Genomic DNA, 18,032 nt, shown 5'->3' on the forward strand with positions numbered 1-18,032 from the left:
TTTGAGGAGTCCCGTGATGGGCAACAAACTGTATGTCGGCAACCTGCCGTACTCGGTGCGCGACAGCGATCTGGAACAGGCCTTTGGCCAATTTGGTGTCGTGACGAGCGCCAAGGTCATGATGGAGCGCGACACCGGCCGCTCCAAGGGCTTCGGCTTCGTCGAAATGGGCAGCGATGCCGAGGCGCAGGCCGCCATTCAGGGCATGAACGGCCAGCCTTTGGGTGGACGCGGCATCGTCGTCAATGAGGCCCGCCCCATGGAACCCCGTCCACCCCGCAGTGGCGGCGGTGGTTTTGGCGGTGGTGGCGGCGGATACGGTGGCGGTGGCCGCAGTGGTGGAAGCGGCGGCTATGGCGGTGGCGGGAGCTACGGCGGTGGCCGTGAAGGCGGCGGTGGTGGTGGATACGGTGGTGGCGGCGGTGGCCGAGGTGATGGCGGCGGTTACGGCGGCGGTGGCCGCAGCGAAGGCGGCTTTCGCAGCCCCTACGGCTCAGGCTCGCGCAATGGCGGTGGCCGCAGTGGCGGCGGGGGTGGTGGCTATGGTGGCGGCAACAGCTACTAAACCGTACACCAGCAGGATGGTTGGGTAGAAGCCCCTTTGGGGGCTTTTTTCATGGCCGCAGGTTTCGGGAGCTGATGCCGCCCCGACGCCAATCTGCCAAGCTGGGCGCCAGCAAGCCTCACACCGGCTTGGTCGTCCACCGCAGTTATTCCACCTCATCCTGGCGGTGCTTGCGGGGCCGGCCTGCCAGCAGTGCGTCCAACAGCGCGTTGGGAAGCAAGCGCAGCAGTTTGGCGACAACACCCATCTGCCAGGGAATGACGCGGTAACTCACCCCTGCGCCAATGGCCTGGAAGGCGCGGTCAGCAAAACAATCGGCCTGCATCAGGAACGGCATGCCGTAGCGGTTGTGGCGCGTGAGCGGCGTGTCGACATAGCCTGGCGAAATCGTAACCACGCGCACCCCGTGCGGACGCATCTCGCCGCGCAGGCTTTCGCAATAGCTGATGACCGCCGCCTTGCTGGCGCAATAAGCCCCATGCCCAGGCAAGCCGCGGATGCCCGCCACACTGCCGATACCCACCAGGGTGCCGCCGCGGCGTTGCACCATGCCATCCAAAAAGGGCTGAAAAGTGGCCGCCATGCCGATGTTGTTGGTGGCAAAGGTGCGCGCCATGACGTCGATATCGGCACGGATGGCGGTGTCCATGCCCACGCTGATGCCGGCGTTGGCAATGACCACATCGGGCAGACCCTGGCGCGCTATGCAGTCCCGGCCCGCGGCCATGATGCTTTCAGGCACCGACACATCAGCACTATAAATTTCATAGCTACTAGCGCTTATCCCTTGGGCGCTAGCCCATGATTTCATGTCAAATGTGCGCCGTGCCACCAGCGCCAGCCGATAACCACCCTGATGAAAACGCAGGGCCAGCGCCTGGCCAATGCCGCTGGAGGCGCCCGTGATGAAGACGAGCGGGGCCGTCATGGGGTCGGTCTGCACGCTGTTGGGCGACTTATCGCGACGCCGCAGGCATCAGCACGCCCCGCACACGCCCGCGCAGTTGCAGCACCTGATCGAGGTTGTCATATTCCATGGCATCGGCCGTGAACTGGTCGTTGCCCCGGATGAGGACGACAGGCTGGTCCGAGCGCACACGCTCGGCCTGGGTGAACGCGTGTAGGAATTCACCCCGAAATTCCAGGCGCGGCTGCGTCTCGCGCGTGACCACCGCGTTGCCAAAAAGCTGCACCTCAGAGCCATCGGCATTGCTCAGTGCGCGCTGGGCCGTGGCCAGTGTCACGACGCCCTGCGGCGTCACCGAGCGCATGCGCACATTGTCGATTTCCAGGGTGTCCGTGTCGGGAAAATGCCGCCCCATGTCGCCCTTGACCTCGCTTTGCATCCGCCCGGTGGCGTCAAAACTCTTGACCGAAAAAGCCTTCATGAAATAGTCGGGCTGGTGGCCGTTGCTGGGCGCGGCCACGGCGGCGATGGGCGCGGGGGCGTTGCGCACCAGCCACCAGGTGCCCAAGGCCAGCAGCCCCATGAGGATGATCGGAAGGTAGAGCGTAAACCGCTCCCAGCCCTGGCGCAGCAGCGGGGTCATAGCGTGTAGCCCGCCAGCAGGGCTGCATAGCGGCCACTGGCCACCAGCAGCAGGTCGCAGAACTCGCGCGCCGCGCCTTCGCCGCCACGCGCCAGCGTGGTGTGGTGCGCGGCATGGCGCACTTCCACATGGGCATTGGCGGGTGCACAGGCCAGGGCGCAGCGGCGCATGACGGGCAGATCCGGCCAGTCGTCGCCCATGGCGGCAGCCTGCGTCCAGGAGAGCCCCAGCTTCGACAGGATCTGCTCGGCCGCCGGGCGCTTGTCTTCGGTGCCAAAAACTGCATGCTCGACACCGAGGGCCTGCAGGCGCAAGCGCAACGGGGCCGAGTCGCGGCCGGTGATCACGGCCGGGGTGATGCCCGCCTGCTGCAGCAATTTGAGGCCATGCCCGTCCAGGGTGTTGAAGCGCTTGAGCGTTTCGCCGGCTTCGCTGATGTACAGGCCGCCATCGGTCAGCACCCCGTCCACATCAAAAAAGGCCACGCGCACGCCCTGGGCGCGCAGCAGGAGTTCGGGGGGGAATTGCAGCACGGGCAGGGTCATTTCAATGGGAGGCATGGCGGATGTAAAAGGCACGGCCGCGGCCAGTGCACCCGTGGAACCGGCTTTGCCGGGCCACGGGGTGCGTCCCTCTGGAGGGAAGGCGCGAAGCGACTCAGGGGGGTCATATAACTTTCGCGCGCATCAGGTCGCGGATGTGGACCACGCCTTCCAGCGTTCCGGTCGCTCCCACCACCAGCACGCTGGTGATGCCGTGGGTTTCCATCATTTCGGCGGCATTGACCGCCAGGGCGTCGGGCGCAATGCGGCGGGGCGTGGCGTGCATGACCTGGGCGGCCGTGGCCTTGCGCAGGTCGGCGCCCGCTTCGATGCGGCGGCGCAGATCGCCGTCGGTAAAGATGCCCAGCACCTGCCCCGCGCCATCCACCACGGCCGTGGAACCCAGCCCCTTGGCGCTCATCTCGCGCATCAGCTCGCTGAAGGTGGCGTCGGGCAAAACGCGCGGAACCGCGTCGCCCGAGCGCATGACATCGCTCACATGCGTCAGCAGTTTGCGGCCCAGGGCGCCGCCGGGGTGCGAACGGGCAAAGTCTTCGGGCCGAAACCCGCGCGCATCGAGCAAGGCCACGGCCAGGGCATCGCCCATGGCCAGTTGCGCGGTGGTGCTGGCCGTGGGCGCCAGGTTCAGCGGGCAGGCTTCGCGCTGCACGCTGCAGTCGAGCGTGAGGTCGGCGTGGCGCGCCAGCGTGGAGTGCGCGCCGCCCGTCATGGCGATCAGGGGCACGCCCAGGCGCTTGAGCACCGGCAGCAGCGCCGTGAGCTCGCCACTTTCGCCGCTGTTGGAGATGGCCAGCACCAGGTCGTCGGCGGTCACCATGCCCAGATCGCCATGGCTGGCCTCGGCGGGGTGGACAAAAAAGGCGGGGGTGCCGGTGGACGCCAGGGTGGCTGCAATCTTGCGCCCGATATGACCGCTCTTGCCCATGCCCATGACCACCACGCGCCCGGTGGTCTGCAGCACGCGCTGCACGGCCTGCACAAACCGGGCGTCCAGGCGTGCGGCCAACCCGGTGAGGGCAGCGGCCTCGATGTCAAACGTTTCCCGCGCCAGGCGCAGGACCTGATCCGGATCAAGAGGGGAAAGGGCGGCGGGAGTCATCCGCGGATTCTATCGACCGGGGTGCGGGGCCTCGGATAGCATTGGTCTATGTCCTCACTCGCGCTGACCTTGCTTTATCTCCTGGCCGCGGTGTTGGGGGTGGTGGTGTGTCGCAGCCTCAAACTGCCGCCGATGCTGGGCTACCTGGCCGCAGGCGTGCTGATCGGACCCCATGCGCTGGCGCTGGCGCAGAACTCGGAAGGGGTGCGGCACCTCGGCGAATTCGGGGTGGTGTTCCTGATGTTCGCCATCGGGCTCGAATTCAGCCTGCCCAAGCTGCGCGCCATGCGCCGCCAGGTGTTTGGCCTGGGACTGCTGCAGGTGGTGCTGAGCATGCTGGTGGTCACCGGGCTGCTGCTGGCGCTGGCGCACCTGGTGGGCGGCGTGTGGGCGCTGGGCTGGCAGTCGGCCCTGGCGCTGTCGGGGGTGCTGGCCATGAGCAGCACGGCCATCGTCGTCAAGCTGATGGCCGAGCGCTCCGAACTTGAAAGCGAGCATGGCCGGCGCGTGATGGGCATCCTGCTGTTCCAGGACCTGGCGGTGGTGCCCCTGCTGGTGCTGATTCCGGCCCTGGGCTCGTCGCCCGACCGCCTGCTCACGGCGCTGGGGCTGGCGCTGCTCAAGGCCGCGCTGCTGGTGGGCCTGCTGCTGACGGGCGGCCAGCGCCTGATGCGCTGGTGGCTCACGCAGGTGGCTCGGCGCAAGAGCGACGAGCTGTTCATGCTGAACCTGCTGCTGATCACGCTGGGCCTGGCATGGCTGACCGACCTGGCCGGCCTGAGCCTGGCCCTGGGCGCCTTCATTGCGGGGGTGCTGGTCTCGGAGACCGAATACCGCCACCAGGTGGGCACGGATATCCGCCCGTTCCACGACGTGCTGCTGGGCCTGTTCTTCATCACCATCGGCATGATGCTGGACTGGCATATTCTGGTGGACCGCTGGGCGCTGGTGCTGGTGCTGGTCACGGTGCCGCTGCTGCTCAAGCTGGTGCTCATCCTGGTGCTGGCGCGCGGCATGGGCGCCACGGCCGGGGTGGCGCTGCGCACCGGCCTGTATCTTGCGCAGGCGGGCGAGTTCGGCTTTGTGCTGCTGTCGCTCACGCTGGAAAACGGGCTGGTGCAGCCGGCACTCATGAACCCGATTTTGGCGGCCATGGTGCTGTCGATGCTGGCCACGCCGTTTCTCATCCTGTACAGCAACCGCATCGTGATGAGGCTGGTGGCCAGCGACTGGCTGCAGCAGTCGCTGCAGATGACCACCATCGCGCGCAAGTCCATCAACACCAGCAAGCATGTGATCATTTGCGGCTTTGGCCGCTGCGGCCAGAACCTGGCCCGGATGCTGGAGCGCGAAGGCATTCCCTACATGGCGCTGGACCTGGACCCCGACCGCGTGCGCCAGGCCGCCGCCGCGGGCCATTCCGTGGTCTATGGCGATGCCACGCGCCTGCAGGCGCTGATGGCGGCGGGGCTGGTGCGCGCCAGCGCGGTTGCGGTGACCTATCTGGACGTGCCGTCGGCACTCAAGGTGCTGGCCAACACGCGCGCCCATGCGCCGCAGGTGCCCGTGGTGGTGCGCACGCAGGACGACCTGCACCTGGACAAGCTGCAGGAGGCAGGCGCCACCGAGGTGGTGCCCGAGGCCATCGAGGGCTCGCTCATGCTGGCCAGCCACGCACTGGCACTGGTGGGGGTGCCCATGCGCCGGGTGCTGCGGCTGGTGCAGGACCAGCGCGATGCGCGCTACAACCTGCTGCGCGGCTACTTCCATGGCGCCGACGACGACACCGTGAACGAGCGCGACCAGGAGCGCCTGTCCACCGTCACGCTGCCACCCGGCGCCAAAGTCGTCGGTCAGTCGCTGGGCGGGCTGGCCTTGCCGGCGATGGGCGTGCGGGTGGTCAATTTGCGGCGCGGCGACGGCCATCCGGGTGCCGCGGTGGCCGAAGCGCTGCTGGCGGCGGGCGATACGCTGGTGCTGTCGGGGCACCCTGCTGCGCTGGCGCTGGCGGAAGACAAGCTGCTGCGGGGGTAAAGGCAGGAGGCAGCCCCTGAGCGGCGGGGCGGCCCTTGCGCGGCGGTACTCGTTTCACGCAGTGCCTGTACCCAAAGGGACTGGAAAAAATGAATGAAATACGGCTCTAGCGCTTATCCATAAAGCGCTAATAGCTATATTTTAGATAGCAAATCGACAGGTCCGGGCCGCCCGAACAGGTAGCCCTGGAACTGCCGGCAGCCGTTGCGCAGCAAAAAAGCGCGCTGGCCCTCGGTTTCCACCCCTTCGGCCACCACATCCAGCCCCAGGCTGCTTGCCAGCGTAATGATGGTGCAGGCAATGGCCGCATCGTTGGGGTCGGTGAGCACATCGCGCACAAAACTCTGGTCGATCTTGAGCTGGTCGAGCGGCAGGCGCTTGAGATAACCCAGCGAGGAATAGCCCGTACCAAAATCGTCGAGCGAAAACCCCACCCCCAGGGTGCGCAGGGCCTGCATTTTCAGGATGCTGTCTTCCACGTCATGCAGCATCAGGCTTTCGGTCAGCTCCAGCTTCAGCCGGCGCGGGCTGGCGCCGGACTCGCGCAGGGCATCCAGCACCTGCTGCACAAAGTGGGGATGCCGGAACTCCTGCGCACTGACGTTCACCGCCACGCTCCAGCCGGCGCTGTGCGGCATGGCCGCCCACAGCGCCAGTTGCGCACATGCCAGGCGCATGACCTGTCGCCCCAGGGGCAAGATCAGCCCAGTCTGTTCGGCCAAGGGGATGAAATCGCCGGGCGGCACCATGCCGCGTTGCGGATGCTTCCAGCGCACCAGGGCCTCTGCGCCCAGCACATCGCCTGTCTCATTGACCACCGGCTGGTAGTGCAGCAAGAACTCGTCGCGCTGCAGGCCCTGCCGGATATCCCCTTCCAGTGCCGAACGTGCACTGGCGGCCGCCTGCATGGCCGGGTCAAAGAAACACAAGGTGTTGCGCCCCTGGGCCTTGGCCTGGTACATGGCCAGGTCAGCGCGCTGCAGCAATTCATGCACCGGCTGCCCTGCGTCGCGAAACAGCGCAATGCCGATGCTCGGGGTGCTGTGTATCTCGCGGTTGTCCACCTGAAAGGGCCCGTTGAGCGACGCGATGATCTTCTGGGCAATGGCCTCCGCCTCGACGGCGGCCTCGGGCTCCGCGCTGTGCAGCTGCTGGAGAATCACCACAAATTCATCACCGCCCAGCCGTGCCACGGTGTCCATGGCACGCACGCACGATCGCAAGCGCGCGGCCACCTGCACCAGCAGGCGGTCGCCCATCTCGTGGCCCAGGGTGTCATTGATGGCCTTGAAGTTGTCCAGGTCCAGAAACAGCAAGGCGCCATGGCACGCTTCGCGCACACAGCCCAGGGTGGCGTGCTCCAGCCGGTCAAGCAAAAGCCGGCGATTGGGCAGCGCCGTGAGCTCGTCGTAAAACACCAGCCGCTGGATCTCGGCCTCCGCCTTCTTGCGTTCAGTGATGTTGCGCGCAACGCCGCGGTAGCCGGTACACCGGCCTTCGGCATCAAAAATGGGTTCGCCACTGATGGACACCCAGACGGGTGTGCCGTCAGTGGTGGTGCGCTGCATCTCGAAGTCATGAAAGACCTCATGGGCCTGCAGCTGTTGGCGGTGCTTACTCCACTGCCCGGGCGCCACCACGGCGTCGGGCAGTTCCCAGCGGGTCAGTCCGTACTGCGTTTCGTCCGGGATACCGCGCTCGACGCTGCCGTCGAACCGGACAAACCGGAAGTCGGCATCCTGCTCCCAGTACCAGTCCGAGGAAAGATCGGTAAGGCTGCGCCAGCGCGCCTCGCTCTCCCGCAATGCCTGCAATGTGCCCAGGTAATCGGTCACATCCGCAAAACTACGCACCCAGCCGCCCGCCTCCAGCAGTCGCGTGCGCACTTCCAGGTACCGCCCTGCGCGTGTCTTGCGGATATAGGTTTCGGGCATTGCTGAGCCCCCGGCGTGGTCCGATGCCAGGTAGGCCCGTGCGGGCGATTCGATCAGGTCGAGATCCTGCCCGAAATCTCCCCGCTCGGTCTGGAAACGCACCACGTCTTCCACGAGCGGCTGCGTTGCGAGCAGTTCTTCGGGCAAATCCAGCAGTTCCAGATAACGCCGGTTGTACAGGCGTATGCGCCCGTTGGCATCCACGTTCGCGATGCCCTGGGACACGCTGGCCAGCGTGCCTTCCAGCGCGCGGGTCTTTTCGGAGAGCAGGGCACTGGTGCGTGCCAGCCGGGACTCGACTTCGCTGCGCGCCAGCTCGGCCCGGCGGGCCAGTTCCAGCTGGCCCACGGTGTTGCGCAGCGGCTGCAAAAACTGCACATCGGCCTGCGAATAGCCCCCCGGGCGATTGGCCAGCCCGACCATGGCGACCAGCTCCCCTGCGGCATGGATCGGCAGGCCCAGATAGGTTGTGAGCGCCGGGTGCCCCTGCGGCCGCCCGGCACTGCGCGGGTCTGCGGCGGGGTTGTTGCTGATGACGGCCTCGCCCGTCAACAGCGCCGCGCCCAAGAGCGAGTGCGGATTGTCAAAAACCATCCCCTCCTGGGCGTGCTGGGCATAGCGGACCCGCGAAGCTGCGTCCCAGCTGATGTCGGTCATGGCATGCACCCGCAAGAACGGCAGGCCCTGGGGCGCGCGCTGTACCTGCCCCACCAGCCCGAACGCACTGCCGGTGAGCGCCATCAACTCCTGGAGCACCGCATCAAACGCCGCGCGGGGAGAAGTTTGGGCAATGAAAATGGCCTGAACTTTGGAGATCGCCTGCAGCAGGCGGTGCTGCCTTGCCAGCATGGCCTCGGCGGTCTGGCGGGCCCGTGCGACCGTGCTGCGTTCCAACACCGCCTCAATCTGCGCGGGAAGCGCCAGCAAGTGATCGCGTTGCGGGGTCTGCACCAGAAAATCACTGAACCCGTGCCGCATGGCCTGGGCCGCCTGAGCCTCCTCGCCCGGGAGCACCATGATCAGCGCCGGCACATCGTCGAGCATTTTCAGCACATCAAAGGCCGTGCCATCGGCCATGCTGCGCACCGTCAGCACCACGTCGATTTGCTGGCGGGCCAGTATCCGGCGGGCTTGCGCAAGGGTGGGCGCCATGTCGACTGTCCAGTCCAGCCAGGGATCGACCAGCGCATGGACGACGGACTGCGCATGGTCAGAGTCGCCATCGATCAAAAGGACAGAGATGGGCATGGGCCGATCCGGAGTGCGAAACCAAATCGGCCCCAAAAAGCCGATGGCGGAACAAGGAGAAACAACAGTTACCGATTATGGGGGCAGCCCAGGCTGCACAGCCGCTGTGTCATGCGTGCGACGCAGTCCTTACACTTCGGGCGTCGAGTGAAACGGGCTTGCCCGCGTTGCTCTTTGTTCATTTCCCAATCCACCCCTCCATGCAGCCCCTTAGCGTCAACGAGTACCTTCGCCAGCACATCCGCACGGTTCCTGACTGGCCCGCGCCCGGAGTGCAGTTTCGTGACATCACGCCCCTGCTGCAGGACCCCAAAGTCTTTCGCGTCCTGATAGATGCCTTCGTTCACCGCTACATGGACCGCGCCCTGCGCCCCGATGTGGTGGCCGGGCTCGACGCGCGCGGTTTCATCCTGGGGGCCGTGGTGGCCTACGAACTGAACGTGGGGTTCGTGCCCATCCGCAAGAAGGGCAAGCTGCCATTCACGACGGTCGAGGAAACGTATGAGCTCGAATACGGCAGCGCCACGGTCGAATTGCACACCGACGCCGTCAAGGCAGGAGACCGCGTGCTGCTGATCGACGACCTGATTGCCACCGGCGGCACCATGATGGCCGGCAAGAAACTGCTGGAAAAACTTGGCGCCACGGTCACCGAAGGCGCCGCCATCGTCGATTTGCCGGAGCTTGGTGGGTCACAACGGCTGCGCGAAGGCGGCCTTGCGCTGTACACCCTGGTGGACTTCGCCGGGCACTGAAGCCATACCGGGCGCTCCAGGCGGCCAAGGCCTGTGTGTCTGGCCCTGCCAGACGCCTTGCCTCAATTCAGATCGCCGTACTGGGTGGTGCTGAGATCGGGAAAGGTCCCGTCGGCACCGGGTATCACCGTGTCTTCAAATCCGGTCGGCCGCGACGGCGGCAACAGCGGGCCCGATCGCACAGACACCCCCGGCTTGACGGCCGCGGCAGGGGTGGGCCGGGCACCCGCTGCATCCGACAGCGCACGCTTGAATGCAGCCACTTCATCGGCCTCGATCGGATCAAAACGCTGCACAGGGCGCGCCGCAGCGGCAGCAGGGCGGGCCGGCACCGGGGTGGCTGGCAGCATGGGCGCTGCAGGGGCCGCCGCGCTCACCGGCGCGACCGGGCGTGCGGCCGGGGCCTGCGGCGCCCGCACCGGCACCGCGGGCGCAGCAGAGGCCGTGGGCAGCGACGCGCCAAGGGGCGCAATGCCCTTTTGGGGAATGCCCACGGCCACATGGTCATTGATGCGCCAGTAAACCGCCGTCACCAGAATGTCGTAACGGGCCTTGGCCGTCTGGGCGATCAGCGCCTCGATCTCGCTGAGCCGCACGGTTTCTCCACCAAACTCGCGGGCCAGGTCCATCATGACGAGAAACTGCCGGCCCCGCTGGTCCAGCGACAGCACCTTGAACTTGTAACTGGCCGACAGCACGCCGGCGCGCACCATGGCATCGCGCACCACGGTGTAGAGCAGTTCGCGCCGCTCCATGCGTTCATTCTTGCGATTTACCGCGTGTTCCGCAGGCTGGGGTTCCAGGGTGGGCTTGCGTCCCACGGCCAGCGGAACGGTGGCATCGGCATTGAACAACCCCGAAGGGTCCAGGGCTGCACGGGCTTTCGGCGGTGAAGGTTTGCGGCTAAACCAACTGAACAGGGACATCGTTTGCTTTCTGGCGATAGCACCGGTAAATAACCCGATCAAGTTTACCCGGCGCCTCCCAGCAAGCGCCCCCGCAAGCGTGCTGAAAATACCCGGTTTGACATCCTCGCCGCCTCTGCCCAGAGGCTGAACTCTGGCCCGCAAAGTGAATTTGCCCGGCCTTGTACCTGGCGTGCCCGCCTTTGAACGGAATCCAACCCAGCGATTACTTGCCCGATTTTGGATTGCTGACGCGCCAGTTCAGACGGGCCTTCTTGAACTGCTTGCGCCGCGTAGCGTATTCCACGCACACCAATTGCACAGTGCCGCTGCCCACGCTCACGCCGTCGCATTTACTGCCCCCGTGAACTTTTGCGGGTCGTAGCTTGTGCTGGCAGCGCTATCCGTCCCCGCTCAAATCAGGCGCCTTTGGTCAGGTGGCTGCAACGCGGCGGCGGCGATTGCTCAGCCGTTTGGCTAGCACGGCGCCAGCGGCCATGGCCAGCCCCAGTGCGATGGCCGGCTGGCGATTGGACAGCTCGGTGAAGCGCAGCGCGGTCAGGCTCCAGAGCTTGGTCGGGGCACTGGCCTGCACCGTGGCGCTGCGGGGGCGCAGCGAGAAGAAGGCGCCTTCACCCACCACCGAGCCCGGCCCCACGATCGCCAGCCGCAAGCGCTCTTTCTCGTCCTGGTAATGCACGCTCAGGCTGCCGCTTTCGACCAGGTAAAGGGTGCGGTCCGAAGCACCCTGGGCAAACAGCACATGCCCTGCTGGCAGGGTGTAGGGCTGCAGATAGGCACAGAAGATGTCCCACTGCGCCGGGGTGAAGGGATTGGTCATGCTGTCTTCCGCGCCCGCCTGGGCAATGGCGTTGAGCAGGTCAGTGAGATCCACTTTGGATTGGAGGGGCGTGATGGCGTTCATGGCCCTCCGAAACTACCTGTGCAACAGAGCAGGCACAAGCATTCTTTACGACTGTTTACAACAAAAGCCAACCGATGCCGTTATTTGCCGATGCAAAAGCTGGAAAAGATGACGCCCAGCAAGTCGTCGGACGAGAATTCCCCCGTGATGGCGCTCAGCGCGTTCTGGGCCAGCCGCAGTTCCTCGGCCAGCAGGTCCAGCGCGGGGCCTTGCGCATCCAGCTGCGCCGCGGCTTCGTGCAGATGCGCCTGCACCGCACGCAACGCCTGCACATGCCGGGCGCGGGCGATGTACACGCCTTCGGGCGCCGACTGCCAGCCGGCCACCTGCAGCAAGATGCGGCGCAAGGCATCGAGCCCCTCGCCCGTGCGCGCCGACAGGTGCACGGCAGCGCGCCCTGCGGCCGGGGGCCGCGCTGCTGCGCCGGGCACGCAATCGACCTTGTTCCAGACATCAATGACAGGGGTTGATTTAGGCAGTTTTTCGGCCAGAGTGCTTTCTATGACTGCGTCTGCAGCTCTGTATTCGATAGCATCCCAGCGGACCAGATCGTGCAGGAACAGCACCGCATCGGCGCCCGCGATTTCGTCCCAGGCACGGGCGATGCCGATGCGTTCGACCTCGTCGTCGCTGTCGCGCAGGCCGGCGGTGTCGATCACATGCAGGGGCACGCCTTCGATCTGGATGGTCTGCTGCACCTTGTCGCGCGTGGTGCCGGCAATGGGGGTCACGATGGCCAGCTCGGCGCCCGCCAGCGCGTTGAGCAGCGAGCTTTTGCCGGCATTGGGCTGGCCGGCAATGACCACCTTGATGCCTTCGCGCAGCAACGCACCTTGCCGAGCGCGCGCCATCACCTGCGCCAGCGTTTGCTCTAGTTTTTGTAGCTGTCCGCGCGCGTCTGCCTTGCGCAGGAAGTCGATTTCTTCCTCAGGAAAATCCAGCGTGGCCTCCACCAGCATGCGCAGATGGATCAGCGCATCGCGCAGCGCATGGATCTCTTGCGAGAACGCCCCGGTCAGCGAGCGGCTGGCGCTGCGCGCGGCCGCCTCGGTGCTGGCGTCGATCAGGTCGGCAATGGCCTCGGCCTGGGCCAGGTCAATCTTGTCGTTCAGGAACGCGCGTTCGGTGAACTCGCCCGGCTGTGCCAGCCGCAAGCCGGGCAGGCAGGGCTGGCCCGTGGCCAGATCGGCGGCTGCGCCCGCCTCCAGGCAGCGCGCCAGCAGCAGTTGCAGCACTACGGGGCCGCCGTGGGCCTGCAGTTCCAGCACGTCTTCACCGGTGTAGCTGTGCGGGCCGGGAAAATACAGCGCCAGCCCCTGGTCGATGGCCTGGCCCGCCGCATCGCGAAAGGGAAGATAGGTGGCTTCGCGCGGCCGCAGCGTGCGGCCGCACAGCGCCTGGACCAGGCCGGCGAGCTGCCTGCCCGAGACGCGCACGATGCCGACCGCGCCGCGCCCCGGGGCAGTGGCGATGGCGGCGATGGGGTCGGAGTGGCGGGGCAGCATGGGTGGGTGGCAGGCGTTGTGCGGGGGAGAAGGGGAGCGGCATGATAGCCGCGCAATGCACAAGGCCCGCGCGTGCGGGCCTTGTGCCAGGGCTTTATCGCTTTAAAAACAATAGCACCTTGCGCTTTATCTCATTGGGCTTGAGGCACTTTTTGCTCAAAATCCACAACGCAGCGGGCAACCCGGGCCATGTCTTCAACAGCTCACTTGATCGTGGTCCAGACGGGCATCGGGCGGTCGTCCGCGCGGTGCTGCGTTTCCACGTTGCTGCGCATGGCCCAAGGACGGATCTGGTGGTGCACCGGCAGGTACAGGTACTCGTCCTTGACCAGCTTGAGCGCGTCGGCCAGCAGCGCGTCGCGCTTGGCGGTGTCCATCTCGACCTTGATCTGGCTGATCTTGGTGTCCAGCTCGGCATTGCTGAAACGCCCGGCGTTGTAGACGCCCGCAGACGTCTTGCCGTCTTTGGTGGCCATGAGGGAGTCGAGCGAGTAAAGCGCATCGAACGTGGCCACGCCCCAGCCGAACAGGTAGGCGCTGACGTCGTTGTTCATCACCCGCGTCACGAACTGCGACATGGGCGCGGCCTGCAGCGTGGTCTTGACGCCGATCCGTGTCCACATGGCGGTCACTGCCTGGCAGATGGCCTCGTCGTTCACATAGCGGTCGTTCGGGCAGTCGAGCTTGAGCGAGAAACCGTTGGGATAGCCGGCATCGGCCAGCAGCTTTTTGGCGGCTTCGACGTCGTACTTGGCGGCGCGCTCGTCCAGTGCCTTGCTCCAGCCGTGGACCATGGGTGCCACCATGGTGCCGGCGGGCACCGAGAGGTTGCGCATGGTGCGGCTGTGCAGGCCGGCCGAGTCGATGGCCTGGTAGAGCGCCTGGCGCACGCGCTTGTCCTTGAGCGGGTTCTTGCCTGGTGTGCCCGCACCGGGGAGCTCGTCGCGGAACTGGTCCAGGCCCAGGTAAATGGTGCGGTTCTCGGCGCCTTCGACGAGCTTGATGTCGGGGCTGCCCTTCATGCGCGCCAGGTCTTGCGGCGGCGGATCAGACACAAAGTCCACCTGGCCCGAGATCAGCGCGGCCGAGCGCGTGGCGGCCGACTTGATGGGCGTGAAAACCACCTCGTCGATGTTGCCCGTGGGCTTGTCCCACCAGTTGGGGTTCTTCTTGAGCGTGACCTTCACGTCCGGCTGCCAGCCGACCATGATGAAAGGACCGGTGCCGTTGGCGTTGCGCGCAGCGAAGTTTTCTTCCTTGGCAGCGTAGTCCTGCGATTTCAGGGCATTGTTCTTCTCGGCCCAGGCCTTGTTCATGATGCGCGCTTCCGTCAGCTCGCGCAGCAAGATGGGGTTGGGGCCCTTGAGGATCAGATCCACGGTGTGATCGTCCACCTTCTTCACTTCCTTGACGCTCTGCACGGCCGACTGCATGTTGGACGGCGGTGTCATCGCGCGCGTCAGCGAGAAGACCACGTCGTCCGCCGTGAAGGGCGCTCCGTCATGGAATTTGACGCCCTTGCGCAGCTCGAACCGGATCTGCGTGGGCGAGATCTGCGTCCACTTGGTGGCCAATGCCGGCTCGATCTTGTAGGCCTTGTCGTAGCGCACCAGGCTTTCGTACACCTGCTGCAGGAAGGCGTGCGTGGTCTGGTGGTTTTGCGCGTGCGGATCCACAGTCAGGATGTCATTGGCGCCTGCCCAGCGCATGGTGGCAGCCCCCGCCGCCCCGGTAGCCAGCAGCGCAGCCAGACACAGGGCACCCAGCTTGAAGTTCGGTCGATGGTTCATCAGCTTTTCCTCGTGGTCGTGAATCGTGAATGAGGTGACAAGCAAGCATCGTACCCAAAACGATAACGGCCGCATGCGCGGCCGTTGGGTTTCAGTCGCACCGCAGTGGTGCGCCAGTGTGGGGGTCAGCGGAACTTCGGCAGATTGAACTGCGGCGGCACGCCCATGCGGGTGTTGATAAGCCACTGCTGCGCAATCGACAGGATGTTGTTGGTCAGCCAGTACAGCACCAGGCCGGCCGGGAAGAAGAAGAACATCACGCTGAAGATCAGCGGCATGAACCACATCATCTTGGCCTGCATCGGATCGGGCGGTGCGGGGTTCAGCGCCGTCTGCAGCAGCGAGCTGGCCGTCATCAGCAGGGGCAGGATGAAGTACGGGTCGGGCGTGGACAGGTCGGTAATCCAGCCAATCCAGGGCGCGTTGCGCATCTCGACGCTGGACAGCAGCACCCAGTACAGCGCAATGAACACGGGGATCTGGATCATGATGGGAAAGCAGCCACCCATGGGGTTGACCTTTTCCTCGCGGTAGATGCGCATCATCTCCTGCTGCATCTGCTGCGGCTTGTCTTTCAGGCGCTCGCGCATCTCCATGATCTTGGGGTTGATGGCCTTCATCTTGGCCATGCTGGCGTAGGCCTTGGCGTTGAGCCAATAGAACAAAATCTTGAGCAGCAGCACCAGGCCCACGATGGACCAGCCCCAGTTGCCCAGGATCTTGTGCAGTTGGTCGAGCAACCAGTACAGCGGCTTGGCCAGGATGGTGAGCCAGCCGTAGTCCTTGACGAGTTCGAGGCCGGGGGCCAGCTTTTCCAGGCTGGTCTCGATCTGTGGGCCGGCGAACAGTTGGGCCTGCGCCGTCTTGCTGGCGCCGGGGGCGATTTCACCCACCGGCGTGATCATGCCCACCGAATACAGGTTGGTGTCGACCTTGCGCATGAACAGGTCGCGCTGGATGCCGTCGCCCAGCAGCCAGGCGCTGGCAAAGTAATGCTGCACCATGGCCGCATAGCCGTTGGTGGCGGTCTTTTCGATCTCGGCCTTGCCTTCTTCGATCTTCTTGAACTCGACCTTCTGGTATTTCTTGGCGTCGGTGTAGACCGCGGGGCCGGTGAAGGTGGAATAGAAGGAAGACTCTCCGGGAGGCGGGTTGCCGTCGCGCACCAGTTGCAGATACAGCTGGGGCGACACCGGCGTGCTGCCGGTGTTGACCACTTCATGGGCCACGGCCATGTCGTAGGCGCCGCGCTTGAGCGTCCAGGTCTTGACCAGCTTCAGGCCACCCAGGTCGGGCGATTCAAAGCGCACGCTCAGTTCGTTCTCGCCGTCCTGCAGCGCGCGAGGGCCCGGCACGGCCTTCATCACCGTCTTGTGGGTCGGGTAATTGCCGCCGATCAGGCCCGTCTGGGCCATGTACACCCGCTGGGCGCTCTCGTCAAACAGGACGAAATTGCGGGACTTGTCGGCCATGTCCACATGCTTGAGGAGCTCTGCATGGGTGAGCGAGCCGCCTTCGCTGTCAAAGGTCAGGCGGTACACATCGGTGGTCACCTCGACCCGCTCGCGCACGGCGGGCGCTGCGGGGGCAGGCTGGCCCGGCACCGCGGCCGCCCCTTGCACAGGCGCGGCAGGCGCCACCGTGGGCGACGGCACGCTGGCAGCCCCCGCCAAGGCGGATGCGGCACCCGCAGGGCCCTGTGCAGGCGCCGTCACGGCGGGGGTGGGTGATGGGAAAAATGTGGCTTTGTTCCCGTTGTGCAGCTGCCACTTGTCCCACAGCAGAACCATGGAAAAGCCAAAAATCACCCACAGGATGGTGCGGCGAATGTCGTTCATGAAGACTTCTTTGGTGAGGATGGTTGGGTGTTGGAAGGAGAAAGCCGCGAGAAAAGCCGCATGCTGCGCGGCAAGTCTTGCGGGCCCGGAGGAACCGGATCGAGACCCCCGTCACACCAGGGGTGGCAGCGTACCAGCCTGCGCACTGTAAGGTAACTGCCCGCCGCAGCGCCATGCTGCTCCAGCGCCTGCAGCGAATAAGCCGAACAGGTGGGTTCGAACCGGCAGGCCGAGCCCAGCCAGGGGCTGAGGAACAGCCGATAGCCTTTGACCACGCCGATCAGCAGCGCACGCATCATGGGGCGGCCACCTGCATTGGCGCTGTCGCTGGTGCCTGCGCTGCGGCAGAGCGCCGCGCCGCATGGCCAAACAACTGCAGCAACTCGGCCCGCACCGCCTGCTTGAGCGGGCCGGACGTGGCGCTGACGAACTGCTTGCGATCAAACGTGGAACGCAAGCGCACCACATGGGCAGCCTGCGGCAACCGGGCCTCGAACAAGGCCGCCACGGCATAAATCTGTCGCTTGATGGTGTTGCGGGTGACGGCGCGACGCGCCCAGCGCTTGGGCACCATGGCGCCCAGCCACACATCAGACACGCCAAACAGGGCCTGCGACCCTTGCGCAGACGGCAAGGAATCGGGCCCTGTAGGAGCAATGCGGGTCGCTGCCGCGGCGGTATTCTCGGCGTCCAGCACCAGGCGGTGCAGCGCGAAATGCGCAGTGCGGGAGACAGTGCCCCCCGCCATGGCCGCCTGAAACTGCGGACGGGTTTTCAGCCGTTGCATGCAAGCGCCCCGTTTGGAACCTGACGGCGCAAACCGGGGAGCAGGCCGGAGACCGTAACGGCCTCAGACGGCCAGGCGCTTGCGGCCCTTGGCGCGGCGTGCGTTGATCACGGCGCGGCCGCCGCGGGTCTTCATGCGGACGAGGAAACCGTGGGTGCGCGCGCGGCGCGTCTTGGATGGCTGGTAAGTACGTTTCATGATGCTATTCCTTGAGGTTCAGTTCCGGACTGCTGCTCTTGAACCCCGCCCGCCGTGGTCGCAGCGCCCTTGCGGGAAACGCGCACGAACCAAAGACTTGGCGGAGCACCAATATCGGCGCGCCGGGTCAAATCACCCTGAACACATTCAGGGAAACCCGAAATTATCGCAGGCTTGACGCCGGCTGGCAATGCCCATCTGGTTGTGGGCCTTTGCGGGCGGGGCGGGCACACCCGCCTTGGCGACCCGCCCCCCCTTCCCGCAGGTGCTTTTCAAATTGTGGATAACTCCTTGACAAGCTACAATCCGCGGCCTGCAACCGTTCCTCCTATCCAC

The 18,032-nt window shown here is 65.5% G+C and carries 16 protein-coding genes; 3 read left to right on the top strand and 13 right to left on the bottom strand.

The genetic code is table 11. The features are described 5' to 3' along the window. Positions 1 to 16: 16 nt before the first annotated feature. Positions 17 to 565, top strand: coding sequence for an RNA recognition motif domain-containing protein (locus tag CCX87_RS18915; RefSeq protein ID WP_087748073.1), 549 nt, complete (start codon positions 17 to 19; stop codon positions 563 to 565). Positions 566 to 710: 145 nt separating this feature from the next. On the opposite strand, the gene CCX87_RS18920 is transcribed toward CCX87_RS18915, so the two are convergent. The 4 genes from CCX87_RS18920 to CCX87_RS18935 form a co-directional block, all read right to left on the bottom strand. Then, positions 711 to 1,493: an SDR family oxidoreductase gene (locus tag CCX87_RS18920; protein WP_087748074.1), complete on the bottom strand. Its 783-nt coding sequence runs from the start codon at positions 1,491 to 1,493 to the stop codon at positions 711 to 713. Positions 1,494 to 1,521: 28 nt separating this feature from the next. Beyond that, complete coding sequence (gene lptC / locus CCX87_RS18925) at positions 1,522 to 2,115, bottom strand: LPS export ABC transporter periplasmic protein LptC (protein ID WP_087748075.1); 594 nt, start codon at positions 2,113 to 2,115, stop codon at positions 1,522 to 1,524. Beyond that, a complete protein-coding gene (locus CCX87_RS18930) occupies positions 2,112 to 2,675 on the bottom strand; it encodes a KdsC family phosphatase (protein ID WP_087748076.1) in 564 nt (187 codons plus the stop codon). The genes lptC and CCX87_RS18930 overlap by 4 nt, the downstream gene beginning before the upstream one ends. A 106-nt stretch (positions 2,676 to 2,781) precedes the next feature. After that, the gene (locus CCX87_RS18935) at positions 2,782 to 3,777 is read right to left on the bottom strand and encodes a KpsF/GutQ family sugar-phosphate isomerase (protein ID WP_087748077.1); all 996 of its coding nucleotides are present in this window, start codon (positions 3,775 to 3,777) and stop codon (positions 2,782 to 2,784) included. A 48-nt stretch (positions 3,778 to 3,825) separates the two neighbouring features. Here CCX87_RS18935 and CCX87_RS18940 point away from each other — a divergent pair, with 48 nt between their 5' ends. Then, positions 3,826 to 5,811 carry a monovalent cation:proton antiporter-2 (CPA2) family protein gene (locus tag CCX87_RS18940; protein ID WP_087748078.1) on the top strand — a complete coding sequence of 662 codons (1,986 nt, stop codon included), beginning with the start codon at positions 3,826 to 3,828 and terminating at the stop codon, positions 5,809 to 5,811. 134 nt (positions 5,812 to 5,945) lie between these two features. Here CCX87_RS18940 and CCX87_RS21545 read toward each other — a convergent pair whose 3' ends face one another. Beyond that, positions 5,946 to 8,993 (bottom strand): EAL domain-containing protein, encoded by a 3,048-nt coding sequence (locus CCX87_RS21545; protein ID WP_087748079.1) that lies wholly within the window; start codon positions 8,991 to 8,993, stop codon positions 5,946 to 5,948. Between the two features lie 200 nt (positions 8,994 to 9,193). Here CCX87_RS21545 and CCX87_RS18950 point away from each other — a divergent pair, with 200 nt between their 5' ends. Beyond that, entirely contained in the window at positions 9,194 to 9,748 is a 555-nt protein-coding gene (locus CCX87_RS18950; protein ID WP_086913825.1) for an adenine phosphoribosyltransferase, read from the top strand. Between the two features lie 62 nt (positions 9,749 to 9,810). Here CCX87_RS18950 and CCX87_RS18955 read toward each other — a convergent pair whose 3' ends face one another. The 8 genes from CCX87_RS18955 to rpmH form a co-directional block, all read right to left on the bottom strand. Further along, positions 9,811 to 10,674, bottom strand: coding sequence for a hypothetical protein (locus CCX87_RS18955; protein ID WP_087748080.1), 864 nt, complete (start codon positions 10,672 to 10,674; stop codon positions 9,811 to 9,813). 412 nt (positions 10,675 to 11,086) lie between these two features. Further along, on the bottom strand, positions 11,087 to 11,578 hold the full coding sequence (locus tag CCX87_RS18965; protein ID WP_087748081.1) for a Crp/Fnr family transcriptional regulator: 492 nt from the start codon (positions 11,576 to 11,578) through the stop codon (positions 11,087 to 11,089). An 80-nt stretch (positions 11,579 to 11,658) separates the two neighbouring features. After that, positions 11,659 to 13,083, bottom strand: a complete 1,425-nt coding sequence (gene mnmE / locus CCX87_RS18970; RefSeq protein WP_087748082.1) for a tRNA uridine-5-carboxymethylaminomethyl(34) synthesis GTPase MnmE — start codon at positions 13,081 to 13,083, stop codon at positions 11,659 to 11,661. Positions 13,084 to 13,286: 203 nt separating this feature from the next. Further along, on the bottom strand, positions 13,287 to 14,873 hold the full coding sequence (locus tag CCX87_RS18975) for an ABC transporter substrate-binding protein (RefSeq protein WP_087748510.1): 1,587 nt from the start codon (positions 14,871 to 14,873) through the stop codon (positions 13,287 to 13,289). A gap of 125 nt (positions 14,874 to 14,998) precedes the next feature. Next, positions 14,999 to 16,711, bottom strand: a complete 1,713-nt coding sequence (gene yidC / locus CCX87_RS18980) for a membrane protein insertase YidC (protein WP_087748083.1) — start codon at positions 16,709 to 16,711, stop codon at positions 14,999 to 15,001. Continuing rightward, positions 16,708 to 17,010 (bottom strand): membrane protein insertion efficiency factor YidD, encoded by a 303-nt coding sequence (gene yidD, locus CCX87_RS18985; RefSeq protein WP_087748084.1) that lies wholly within the window; start codon positions 17,008 to 17,010, stop codon positions 16,708 to 16,710. The genes yidC and yidD overlap by 4 nt, the downstream gene beginning before the upstream one ends. Next, on the bottom strand, positions 17,007 to 17,498 hold the full coding sequence (locus CCX87_RS18990) for a ribonuclease P protein component (RefSeq protein ID WP_087748085.1): 492 nt from the start codon (positions 17,496 to 17,498) through the stop codon (positions 17,007 to 17,009). Before CCX87_RS18990 ends, yidD begins: the two co-directional genes overlap by 4 nt. A 63-nt stretch (positions 17,499 to 17,561) precedes the next feature. Next, on the bottom strand, positions 17,562 to 17,696 hold the full coding sequence (gene rpmH / locus CCX87_RS18995; protein WP_005798102.1) for a 50S ribosomal protein L34: 135 nt from the start codon (positions 17,694 to 17,696) through the stop codon (positions 17,562 to 17,564). Positions 17,697 to 18,032: the final 336 nt, after the last annotated feature.

This window comes from Acidovorax sp. T1, from assembly GCF_002176815.1.
In the GTDB taxonomy this organism is placed as follows: Bacteria; Pseudomonadota; Gammaproteobacteria; order Burkholderiales; family Burkholderiaceae_C; genus Acidovorax.

Bases quoted from the DNA above. Each gene is read 5' to 3' on its own strand.
- CCX87_RS18915 (WP_087748073.1), top strand. From the start codon at position 17: ATGGGCAACAAACTGTATGTCGGCAACCTGCCGTACTCGGTGCGCGAC.
- CCX87_RS18920 (WP_087748074.1), bottom strand. From the start codon at position 1,493: ATGACGGCCCCGCTCGTCTTCATCACGGGCGCCTCCAGCGGCATTGGC.
- lptC (WP_087748075.1), bottom strand. From the start codon at position 2,115: ATGACCCCGCTGCTGCGCCAGGGCTGGGAGCGGTTTACGCTCTACCTT.
- CCX87_RS18930 (WP_087748076.1), bottom strand. From the start codon at position 2,675: ATGCCTCCCATTGAAATGACCCTGCCCGTGCTGCAATTCCCCCCCGAA.
- CCX87_RS18935 (WP_087748077.1), bottom strand. From the start codon at position 3,777: ATGACTCCCGCCGCCCTTTCCCCTCTTGATCCGGATCAGGTCCTGCGC.
- CCX87_RS18940 (WP_087748078.1), top strand. From the start codon at position 3,826: ATGTCCTCACTCGCGCTGACCTTGCTTTATCTCCTGGCCGCGGTGTTG.
- CCX87_RS21545 (WP_087748079.1), bottom strand. From the start codon at position 8,993: ATGCCCATCTCTGTCCTTTTGATCGATGGCGACTCTGACCATGCGCAG.
- CCX87_RS18950 (WP_086913825.1), top strand. From the start codon at position 9,194: ATGCAGCCCCTTAGCGTCAACGAGTACCTTCGCCAGCACATCCGCACG.
- CCX87_RS18955 (WP_087748080.1), bottom strand. From the start codon at position 10,674: ATGTCCCTGTTCAGTTGGTTTAGCCGCAAACCTTCACCGCCGAAAGCC.
- CCX87_RS18965 (WP_087748081.1), bottom strand. From the start codon at position 11,578: ATGAACGCCATCACGCCCCTCCAATCCAAAGTGGATCTCACTGACCTG.
- mnmE (WP_087748082.1), bottom strand. From the start codon at position 13,083: ATGCTGCCCCGCCACTCCGACCCCATCGCCGCCATCGCCACTGCCCCG.
- CCX87_RS18975 (WP_087748510.1), bottom strand. From the start codon at position 14,873: ATGAACCATCGACCGAACTTCAAGCTGGGTGCCCTGTGTCTGGCTGCG.
- yidC (WP_087748083.1), bottom strand. From the start codon at position 16,711: ATGAACGACATTCGCCGCACCATCCTGTGGGTGATTTTTGGCTTTTCC.
- yidD (WP_087748084.1), bottom strand. From the start codon at position 17,010: ATGATGCGTGCGCTGCTGATCGGCGTGGTCAAAGGCTATCGGCTGTTC.
- CCX87_RS18990 (WP_087748085.1), bottom strand. From the start codon at position 17,498: ATGCAACGGCTGAAAACCCGTCCGCAGTTTCAGGCGGCCATGGCGGGG.
- rpmH (WP_005798102.1), bottom strand. From the start codon at position 17,696: ATGAAACGTACTTACCAGCCATCCAAGACGCGCCGCGCGCGCACCCAC.